6 protein-coding genes are annotated in these 10,512 nt (G+C 68.4%); 4 read left to right on the top strand and 2 right to left on the bottom strand.

The window, feature by feature from the left end; translation table 11 throughout:
* Positions 1–3,477: exodeoxyribonuclease V subunit gamma (locus JZ791_RS35065; protein ID WP_216900731.1), on the bottom strand; the 3,477-nt coding region annotated here is incomplete at its 3' end.
* Positions 3,478–4,561: 1,084 nt separating this feature from the next.
* Here JZ791_RS35065 and JZ791_RS35060 point away from each other — a divergent pair.
* Complete coding sequence (locus tag JZ791_RS35060) at positions 4,562–5,452, top strand: serine hydrolase (protein ID WP_216900729.1); 891 nt, start codon at positions 4,562–4,564, stop codon at positions 5,450–5,452.
* A 147-nt stretch (positions 5,453–5,599) separates the two neighbouring features.
* Here JZ791_RS35060 and JZ791_RS35055 read toward each other — a convergent pair whose 3' ends face one another.
* Positions 5,600–7,060, bottom strand: a complete 1,461-nt coding sequence (locus tag JZ791_RS35055; RefSeq protein ID WP_216900727.1) for a cytochrome P450 — start codon at positions 7,058–7,060, stop codon at positions 5,600–5,602.
* Positions 7,061–7,117: 57 nt separating this feature from the next.
* On the opposite strand from JZ791_RS35055, the gene JZ791_RS46680 reads away from it, so the two are divergent.
* The 3 genes from JZ791_RS46680 (at position 7,118) to JZ791_RS35040 (ending at position 10,420) form a co-directional block, all read left to right on the top strand.
* On the top strand, positions 7,118–7,816 hold the full coding sequence (locus JZ791_RS46680; protein WP_216900725.1) for a TetR/AcrR family transcriptional regulator: 699 nt from the start codon (positions 7,118–7,120) through the stop codon (positions 7,814–7,816).
* Positions 7,817–7,934: 118 nt separating this feature from the next.
* Positions 7,935–9,380, top strand: coding sequence for an NAD(P)/FAD-dependent oxidoreductase (locus JZ791_RS35045; protein WP_216900723.1), 1,446 nt, complete (start codon positions 7,935–7,937; stop codon positions 9,378–9,380).
* Between the two features lie 260 nt (positions 9,381–9,640).
* Positions 9,641–10,420, top strand: coding sequence for a hypothetical protein (locus tag JZ791_RS35040; protein ID WP_216900721.1), 780 nt, complete (start codon positions 9,641–9,643; stop codon positions 10,418–10,420).
* Positions 10,421–10,512: the final 92 nt, after the last annotated feature.

Below are 10,512 nucleotides of genomic sequence, written 5' to 3'. Positions count from 1 at the left end.
GTCCGCGGGTGGCGACAGGTTCTCCAGGCGGGGGGTGGGGCCCCAGATGTAGCGCAGGTAGCGGTCTGTGTGTTCGCCGTAGGGTTTGGGACCGTCGGGGCCGCCGAGGAATTCGTGGTCGGCGGCCAGGCGGGCCTCCTCGGCGGTTGCGCCCTGGGCGCGGCGTTCGGCGTAGACCGCCGAGGAGGCGGGGGCGATCGGGAGGGGTTCGGCCAGGCCCTCGTCGCGCAGAGCCACGAGGTCACGCAGGATCTCCTGAGCCGCTGCGCCGGTGGGGGCGGCGAGCACCGAACGCCAAGCGGGGCGGTTGAATCGGCCGCGGCCGATGGTCAGTGCCCGCCAGCTCTGGTGGCGTTCGGTCGCGGCCAGGGCCAGCACCCGTACCCACGCGGCGGCGCGGTGCTTGGCGGCCAGGCGGGAGAAGGTGGTCCGTACCACCGCGTCGTCGTGCACGTCCGCGACGGTACCGCTGAGCAGCCTGCCCTCGCCCAGGTCGATCGCGATATCGATACTGCGCGAGGGCAGTTCGTGGATCGGTCGGGCCACCCGGACCAGCCGATCCACGGTGTCCTCGATGTCGTTCAGCACCGCCGCGCCCAGTCCGAACGGTGGCAGTGTCCCCCGGCGCCATTCGGCCGCGCGCAACGCCTCCGGTTCGGCTCCGTGCAGCCGCGCGGCCAGCATGCGCTCGCCCATATTCCATTTGGCCAGCCCGTCCAGCTCGATCGGCAGGCGCTCGTCGATCTCCTCGTCCTGTTCGGGCACCCGAATACCCAGGCGCTGCCACAGAAATGCACGCACCGGATGCTCCACGAACGAAATAAGCTCGGCCAGTTCCACATCCGAACGCACGGCCGCGGGAAGCGGCGCGGGCAGGAAATCCGGCGAGGCCAGCGCGGGCCGGGCCGCGGCGCGCGCCCCGTCGAGAGCGACCGCGTCGAAACTGAACGGGCGCGCCGGGTCGAAATTGCGACCGTCGAAGGCCTGTAACGGATGTCGCGTCACCACCGAGTCGAGCTCGCCGCCCAGGTGCGCCGCCAGCACGTCCGTCAGTTCGGCCAGTGCGATCGCGGGCGGGCGATGCGCGCCGGTCACCGGGTCCGCGCCGGTGTGCACCACGATCAGATGCTCGCCGGCCGCCATGATCGCATCCAGCAGCAACTGGCGGTCCTCACCGCGAGCGTCGCGCTCGCCGATGCGCGGACCACGCGCGAGCACGTCGTCGCCGTCGATGCCGCCGAGCCGGGGGAACACGTCGTCGTCCAGGCCCAGCAGCACCACCACCCGATGCGGCACCGACCGCATCGGGACCAGACCGCAGACGGTCAGCTCACCGGTGCGGAAGTTGGCGCGCACCGCGCGAGAGGCCAGGCGCGCGTGCAGCAGCGCTGCGATATCCGGCAGCCGCAACGGAATATCGTCGCCGTGCTCGAGCGCCTCGGCCACCTCCCGCCGCGCCTGCACACCCTGCCCGGCGTTCGCGCGTGAGGTGTCGGTGAGCAGATCCAGCGCCCGGGCCAGCACCTGCGCCCATTCGCGGGCGGGCCGCGCGCCCCCGGCCGGATCCGCCGGGGTCGGCCCGCGCATCTCGCGCACGCACACCGCGAGCCGGTCGGTGAATTCGGCGAACCGGCCGGCCAGGTCGACGTCGCCGGAGTCGACGTCCTCGAGCGGCAGCGCGAGATCCAGCCAGTCGTCGGAGGATTCGCCCGCCGCGACGCCGAGCAGGATGCGGTCCACCGCCGCGTTCAGGGTGTTCTGCGCGAAGTCGCCGAGTCCGAACGCCTGCCGCTGTCGCGCCCCGATCCCCCATCGGGCCCCGGTCTCGCTCGCCCATTCGCGCAGCCGCTCGATATCGTCGTCGTCGAATCCGCAACGCAGCCGGACCGGTTCGGTCGCGGCCAGATCCAGCACCTGTGTCACGGTCACCCGGCCGTCGGCCAGCTCGAACAACCCCAGCAGCACGGACAGCACCGGATTCATCGCGCCAGTGGTCCTGTCGGCCATCCGAACCCGCAGACCGTGCCCGGGATGTTCGGCGGCCGTCGTCGTCTCGTGCCCGCGCGACTCGATATGCCCCTGCCCGAACGCCGCCCGCACCAACGGGCCGAAATTCTCCACGTCCGGGCACAGCACGATCACATCGCGCGGCTCGAGCGTCGGATCCTGCGCCAACAGCCCCAGCAGCACATCTCGCAGCACCTCCACCTGCCGTGCCGCACCGTGACACGCATGCACCTGCACGCTGCCGTCCCCGAGGCCGGGCTCGGCCAGGGGCGGCCACACATCCCCGACGATCCCCTGCTGCACTACCGAAAGTAGTGTCCGCGAGCCGCTTTCGCCAGCGGCGGGATAATGGCGATCGACCACGGGCACGACCGCGACCCGCCGCTGCAACTCGCGTGCATCACGCCCCAACCCGGCCAGCAGCGGATGCGCCACCGCCAGCACACTCGCATCCCTCGCCCGCGCCGGTGCGGGCGTCAGAACAGCCGTCACACCGTCGGCCGGCCCCATCCGGTCCGAGTTATCTTCCAGCACAGTGCCATACCGCAGCACCGCATCTGCCACCTTGTTGTCACCGTGCGCATGCGCCGCCGAATCCGCCGGCACCATTTCCGGCCTTACTCCCTCGCCCGCCGATCCGGTGAGCGCATACATCCCGGATTCCAGCTCCGGGAACGGGTCGGCCGACGCCCCGAGCTTGTCCCACACCGCGGGGCTCGGGTGAGCGAGCCACAGATGAACGTCCCGGTGCTCGCCCAACGCCGACAGCACCGCGAGCTGATCGGCGGCCAGACGAGTCGGTCCGAACAGTGAGATACGCTGGGGCAGTTCGGTTATCCCGGGTTCGCTGCGCAGCCGGGCGCAGGCGAGCGGGAGGCGCTCGGCGGGGCTGGGTGTGCCGAGATCCGCGCGCAGGCTGCGCCACAGGTTCGGCTGCCACAGGAGGTCTTCGGGCAGATCGTTGCCGCAGCCGTCGGTGTCGGCGCCGGCGGCCCAGTCGGCGATCAGGCCAGGGCGCTGGGTGGCGTAACCGTCGAACAGCGCGGCTATACGCGCGGCGGTGGCGAAACGGCGGCCCGCTCGGTGCGTCGGACCGGCCTCGCCCACACCCAGATGACGGGCCGGGACCGTGCACCACGGCTCGGTGACCGAGGCGTCCAGCACCCGCAGCAGCGCCCACACCATCCGCTCGGACGCCCACGGGTCCTGGTCCGCGGCGATTCCGGTCGCCGCGCCCAGCACCTCGGCGACCAGCGCCGCGGTCGGGACGAAACGCACATTCGCGCAGATTCCGTCACCCTGTCCGCCGAGCGTGCGGGCCAGGCGCTGTGCGAGCCAACGTTCCACGCCCTTCGCCGCGACCGTGACGACCTCCGCGGCGAACGGATCGGCCAGTGGCCGCGCCAGCATCGCCGCGAGCTGGTCGACGAGCGTCGCCGCCCGCTCGGCCCGGTGGACGTGCAGCGCCATCGACCGCCTCCTCAACCCTTCAACCGTTACGCTCGCCCTACGCGGCGCACACCGATCGTTACTCCCGCGCCGGCCATCCGGCTCTCGGCCGGGCGCCCGCGCATCGGCGACCGTACTCGCGCCCACTCGGAGGCCACCGCTCCCGCCCGGGCGAACCAGGCGTCCATGACCAGCGCATGCGGCACGGACCAGGGGGCAACCCTACGGCATCGCGACCGCGCCGTGCGAGACCGCATCCGGGCCTCCTCTACCGATCCGGCGTCGCCGAGCGGCACATCACGCGATCGAACCTGATACGCGGCGTCCGCATCACCACGATCCGGACGCCGCGTCCGTACCTCATGATCGAGGCGAGGACACACCGAATGTCGTCCGAGCCCCTCGCCTCGAACGACCATCGTGCACCCTGACGCCCTCGCAACCCGGCAGACACACCGCGTCGGCCGCGACCCTCCCGATGCGGGATTCATCACCCGTGCCGCTCCCCCGACACCTCTCGATCGCACGGCTAATATTCAGCGATATAGGATGAACTCAGCGTTTACGGAAATTCGGACCAATTGCCAAATTCGTAGCAACACAACCGGATACACGCGAAACGCCAAATTCTCCGACCGACTGACGGAATACACCGCGTGTCACCCTGGTGGGCGCTCGATGATGTGCCACAGTGCTCTGCGGGGAGGCAACGGGAGAAGCGTTTTTTCGAAAGGCTGGTTCGGTTGATGTCTGCGTCGGTGATCCCCCTCATGCCCGCATCTGGTTTTACCGTCCGCCGGATAGGTGACCGTTGGGAATTGGTCAACTCGCGCCACTACGGACGCGGCATCGTTCTGCACTCCTGGCCACGCGACTGTCACACCGAGGCATTCGCACACTGCTACCGCCTCAACGGCCGCAGCGTCGAAGATCTTCTGGCCGCATTCCGCTGAGCACGACGACACCAAAGACGCTGCGCGGCAAGACCGCAGGGGATGACAGGCCGGCGGAGCCGGCAGGGGTGGCGAGTTCGGGGGCTTAGCACAGCGAGCGGCAGAGCTCAAGACGTGCATAACGTGCATACGCCCGTCTAGGGTGGTGCATCGTGCGTTATCCCCGCGGCGCTTCACGCGCTCCTCGTTCCACGCGCCTGGCCGTCGGCGCCTGCGTCCTGGCCGCCGGATTGGTAGCCGGCGCACCGGCCGCGCATCCGGCGCCCGCCGCAGCGGCGCCCATCCGCGTCCAGGGCTGTACCGGCGCCTTCGACTGCGACATGAGTTCGCGCATCAACGCGGTGAACGCCTATCTGAGCGGCCGGCCCGGCGTCACGGGATACGTTGTGCGCGACCGTAATACCGGTGCGGTCTACAGCAACAGCAACGCCAACACGCTGATCTGGACCGCCTCCACGATCAAGCTCGCGATCGCGGAGGATCTGATCAACCGGGAGCGAGTCGGCGCGATCGTCATCACGCCCCAGGACCGCGGGCTGATGGAACACATGCTGGCCACCTCGAACGACAACGCCGCCGATATCCTGTGGGCCAAATTCTCCGGCCCCGACCATCAGGCCTTCAACAGAGCATTCCGCGCCAACGGCATGACCAACCTGACCCCGCGACCGACCGGCGGCGCGCGGCCGTTCCCGGACTGGGGCTTCCAGCAGTGCACCGCGGCCGATCTGGACCGGCTGATGAGCAATGTGCTGGACCATATGAATCCCGCCGACCGCGACTACCTGACGGGCCTGCTGCGCAATGCCGACGTCGACCAGCACTGGGGTGTGTGGGGCGCGGGCGCGGCAATGCGGCCGGGCCTGAAGAACGGCTGGTCCCAGGAGCGGAGCGGCTGGGTGGTCAACTCCGTCGGCTTCGCCGGCCCCGGCGAGCGCTACACCCTCGCGATCATGAACAACCTGGGCCACAGCGGCGGTTACGAGGACGGCGAGCAGACCACCACCCACGTCGCCCAACTGCTGTTCCAGGGTCGGGCCTGACGCACGCCATCCCGGCACGCCCAAACCCGTCACCCCGGCACGCAAAAACCCGTCACCCCAGCGTGCTTTCGGCCGGGATCCACGGTGACGCGTTACTCGCCAGTGGATTCCCGCCGAAAGCGCGCGGGAGTGACGGGGGGACAACAACTACCGGCGCTTCAACACCATCGGCGCACCATCCCGCGGGAACGGAATGGTGCTGAAACCCCAAGGCATCAAATAATCCTCGGGAAAGCTCCACTCGTATTCGCGCACCATCGCGGCAATGATCACCTTGATCTCGAGCGTGCCGAAGTGCATGCCGATGCACTTGTGCGCGCCCGCGCCGAACGGTACCCACGCCAGCCGGTGCGACTTGTCCTCGCGACGATGCTCGGCGAAGCGTTCGGGATCGAAAAGCTCAGGGTTCGTCCAGAATTCGGGCAGCAGGTGGTTCACACCGTAGGCGAGGTCGACATAGGTCCCGGCCGGTACGAAGTACCCGGCGATCTCGGTGTCGCGGGTCGCGCGGCGAACCAGACCGGGTACCGGCGGCACCAGCCGCAGCGCCTCCTTGATCACCAGATCCAGATCGTGCAGCCGGTCCAGATCCTCGATAGCCGGTGCGGCGCCGGCGGTTTCGGCGAACATGGCCAGCGCCTCGTCACGCACCCGCTGCTGCCATTCGGGATGACGGCCGAGGTAGTAGGCGATCGCGGTGGCGGTGGTCGTCGTGGTGTCGTGCGCGGCCATGATCAGGAAGATCATGTGGTTCACCACGTCGTCGTCGCTGAACTGCTCGCCGTCCTCGGTGCGAGCGTGGCACAGGGCGGAGAAGAAGTCCGGCGTTTCCGACTTCCTTTTCTCCGCGATCATGCGATGGAAGTACTTCTCCAGCACCTTGCGCCCGCGCAGCGCCGAATACCACGGCGTACCCGGTATCGGGCGGCGCACGATCGCCAGCCCGGCATGGGTGCACTGGAGGAACGCCTTGCCGAGCCGCTTGCGCTCGGGACCGGGATCGGCCGCCATGAACACGTCGGTGGCGGTCTCCAGCGTCAGATCCTTCACCGTCGGATAGAGCTTGACCCGGCGGCTCTGATCGGCGCCCTCCGGCACCCAGCGCGAGATTGCCGTATCGACGACAGGCCCCAGCTTGGCCAGATACGCCTCCAGCCGGTCACGAGTGAAGGCCTGCTGCATGATTCGCCGATGGAACATATGCTCGTCGAACTCGAGCAGCAGCAGCCCGCGACGGAAGAACTCCCCGATGAACCAGTCCCAGCCCTGACCGAAGTCGTTGCGCCGCTTGGCGATCACCTCGTCGACAGCCTCCGGCCCGGAGACGATCACCCGGCTGATGCCCAGCGTGCTGTTGATGCTCACCGGCCCGTACTTGTTGTAGCGGTGCATGATTTCCGCGGTACCCCAGCGCAAGAATTGCAGGGACCGTCCCACGTAGGGGATACCCGCATCGCCGGGGACCGGGCGCAGCTCGCTCCCCTCGGGCGGGACGGCCAGCACACTCTCCCGCACCGGCAGCAGGCGCAACATCCGATCGATCAGAGTTCGATTCGGAATTTCCAGAAAGCCGAGATTTTCCCGCTCGGCACTTTCCACGCTGACCATTATGAGTCAAACCCTCCAGTAAAAGTACGGCGCGAACATTACAGCTAGAATGGAACTGTGACAAGGGATACATACGGGGCGAGATCGGCGCGGGCGCAGCGCCGCCCGCGCGGTCGGCCGCCGGGCCCCGGCCGGGATCCCGATACCCGCCGCGCCGAGATCCTCGATTCCGCCGAACGGGTAGTCGCCCGCACCGGAACCCCGATCACCATCGCCGAAGTCGCCGCCGATGCCGGATATGCCCGCACCGCGGTGTACGCGGTATTCCCGGATTTGCCCGCGCTAATCGACGCCCTGGCAGAACGGCATATGACGGGCCTTTTGGCCGCCGCCGACGCAATCCTCGCGCAACCCATGCCGGTGCGTGACATGCTGCGCGCCATCGTCGCCTTGGTCTGCGATTTCGTCGATGCCAACCCCAACCTGCACCACCTGCTGATGCAGCGCCTGCAATCGGACGACTCGACCGTCGACGGCCACCACCGCCCGGCATTCACCCGCCTCACCGACTGGGTCACCACGGTGTTCACCCCGATCCTGCGCGCCATCGACGCCGACCCCGCCCTCGCCCGCGTCTGGGCCAGCGCCACCGTCGGCGCGATCCTGATGTCCGCCGAGGATTGGGGCCGCACCCCCGTGCGCGACCGCAACCAGTTCGTCGATCGCCTCACCGCGTTCCTATGGCCCGCGTTCGAGAGCGTCGGCACCAGCCGTTTCGTCGGTCCGGTTCCTCGCGAGCCCGGCGAACGCGCGTAACACCGGCGACGGCCGCACGAACCGGACGCGCCGAAACGCCGCTCGTCGAGACTGGACGCGGAGCGACGACTACCGTATGGCGTGTCGGGAGATCAACGGACACTGCGAGGAGCAGCAGATGAGCATCCAGACCGGCGGCAAGCAGCGGCATCGGGTGGTAGTGATCGGGTCCGGATTCGGCGGTCTGTTCGCGTGTAAACATCTGCGGAAGGCCGATGTCGACATCGTGCTGATCTCCAAGACCTCCACGCACCTGTTCCAGCCGCTGCTCTACCAGGTCGCGACCGGAATCCTGTCGACGGGCGAGATCGCCCCGGCCACCCGGATCGTGCTGCGCAATCAGCAGAATGTGCAGGTCATCCTGGGCGACGTGCACGATATCGACGTGGCCGGCCGCACGGTCACCTCGCGCATGCTCAATCAGGACACCGTCACCGGTTTCGACAGCCTGATCGTCGCCGCGGGCGCCCAGCAGTCGTATTTCGGGAACGATCGCTTCGCCACCTACGCCCCGGGCATGAAGACCATCGACGACGCGCTGGAGCTGCGCGCGCGCATCCTGGGCTCGTTCGAGCAGGCCGAACTGTCCCCCACCCAGGAGCAACGCGACCGGTTCATGACCTTCGTCGTGGTCGGCGCGGGCCCGACCGGTGTCGAATTGGCCGGGCAGATCGCCGAACTCGCCGACCGCACCCTGGCCGGCACCTTCCGCAACATCGATCCGCACGACGCCCGGGTGATCCTGGTCGAGGGCGCCGACGCGGTGCTCAAGCCGATGGGCCCCAAGCTCGGCGGCAAGGCGCACAAGCGGCTCGTGAAGATGGGCGTGGAGGTGCAGCTCAACGCCATCGTCACGGATGTCGACGCGCGCGGGGTCACGGTCAAGGATCACGACGGGGAACGCCGCATCGAGGCCGCGTGCAAGGTCTGGTCGGCCGGCGTGCAGGCCAGCTCGCTGGGCCCGATGCTGGCCGCGCGGTCCGAGGGCACCGAGGCGGACCGGGCCGGGCGGGTGATCGTGGAACGCGATCTGACCATCAAGGGCCATCCGAACATCTTCGTCGTGGGCGATCTGATGTCGGTGCCGGGCGTGCCCGGACAGGCGCAGGGCGCGATCCAGGGCGCCACTTACGCGGCCAAGCAGATCAAGGCAGAGGTGGCGGGCAAGCAGAAGCCCGAGGATCGCCACCCCTTCAAATACTTCGACAAGGGCAGTATGGCCACCATCTCGCGCTTCGACGCGGTGTGCCAGATCGGGAAGCTCGAGTTCAGCGGCTTCTTCGCGTGGCTGATGTGGCTGGTGCTGCACCTGTACTACCTGATCGGGTACCGCAGCCGGGTCATCACGGTCTTCCAGTGGGGTGTGGCGTTCCTGGGTCGCCACCGTGGCCAGATGGCCGCAACCGAGCAGTGGGTGTTCGCGCGCCTGGCGCTCGAGGCGTTGGCCGGGAACGAGGAGGACGCACGCGAGGTCCGCGCGGAAACCGGGAACGGCCGCTCGTCCGGCGACACCGCCAACGGCAATTCCGCAGCGAACGAGAGCACGGCGCACAAGGCGGGATGAGCGACAGACCGAATCATCCGAAGGTCGACGATGTCACCGTTGCCGGAATCGGCAATCGCTAGGTAATCACATCGCACGTAATGACCGGGATCTCGATCGAGGTCCCGGTCTTTTCATGTCGCGCGCACCATTCGCCCGAATTGCAGTTAATTCATCGCAATAATGCGGCTTTCCACGCATCAGGGATGGCCACCCATCCATCGGCTCGACGGATCCGAATGTCGATCGTCCCTATTCCCCCTGGTGAAGAAAGGTGCCCTATGGCCGGAGGCAAACACAGAGCGCCGAATCCGCATCGCAATCGCGTCGGCAGTGTCGTCGCGGCGGGTGCGGTTCCCCTAGTCTTGGCGATCGTCGGAAGCGGGAGCGCCAACGCGGCGCCCACCCAGTCCCTCACGACGACGCATCAGGATCAGGCGCCCAAGCCGCAGTGGCCCGCCGCCGCGTCACCCGATGTGCATCCCTATCAGGGCCTGCACATTCCGGGCAATACCTACAGTTCGTTGCAGTCGTCGCGGGCAGTCCCGGACGACAGCTACCTCGCCCCGGTCGGCGCGCTGCATCTGCCGACGCCGGTCCGGGCGGTCCCGCCCATCGCACCCCCTCCGGGCGAGTTCCGCTTCGGCGACGTGCAGGTTCCCGTACCACCCGTTATGTCCCGCGAGCAGGCGATCCAGATCAACGATCAGTCCGCCCAGACCGAGGCCAATATGGCGACGTTCCTGGATTCGGTCGGCATGGAACGCAGCCGGTCGGACCGGATCGCCGGGCAGACGGTCGGCACGGCGGCGATGGGCGCGGTCGCCGGTGCGGCGGCCTCGGCCCCCATCGCAGCGACCTCCGGATTGGTCGGCGGCGTGCTCGGTCTCGTCCTGGGGCTGCCGTTGATGCCCGTCGGCGTCGTCGCCGGGCCGGTGCTCGGCGCGACGATGGGAGCGGGCGTCATCGCCGTTCCGGCCGCGGTCGCGGGTGCGGCGGCCGGCGCCGTGGTCGGCGCGGTCGATTCGTTCAACGCACCACCGCGCGTCGTCGGCGACTGATAACGCAGAAGACGGGCAGGGCAGGAAGCGGGCCGATCGGTCCGCTTCCTGCCCTTCGTCGTTTGGCTCGAGGCTCGTCGCGGGACGATACA

The organism is Nocardia alni (assembly GCF_019038435.1).
Taxonomy (GTDB): domain Bacteria; phylum Actinomycetota; class Actinomycetes; order Mycobacteriales; family Mycobacteriaceae; genus Nocardia; species Nocardia alni.
Note: the sequence above shows the minus strand (reverse complement) of the source record. Positions and strands in the feature narration are given on the sequence as shown.

Coding starts and splice junctions, on each gene's coding strand:
- JZ791_RS35055 (WP_216900727.1), bottom strand. CDS start 7,060: ATGGTCAGCGTGGAAAGTGCCGAGCGGGAAAATCTCGGCTTTCTGGAA.
- JZ791_RS35045 (WP_216900723.1), top strand. CDS start 7,935: ATGAGCATCCAGACCGGCGGCAAGCAGCGGCATCGGGTGGTAGTGATC.
- JZ791_RS35040 (WP_216900721.1), top strand. CDS start 9,641: ATGGCCGGAGGCAAACACAGAGCGCCGAATCCGCATCGCAATCGCGTC.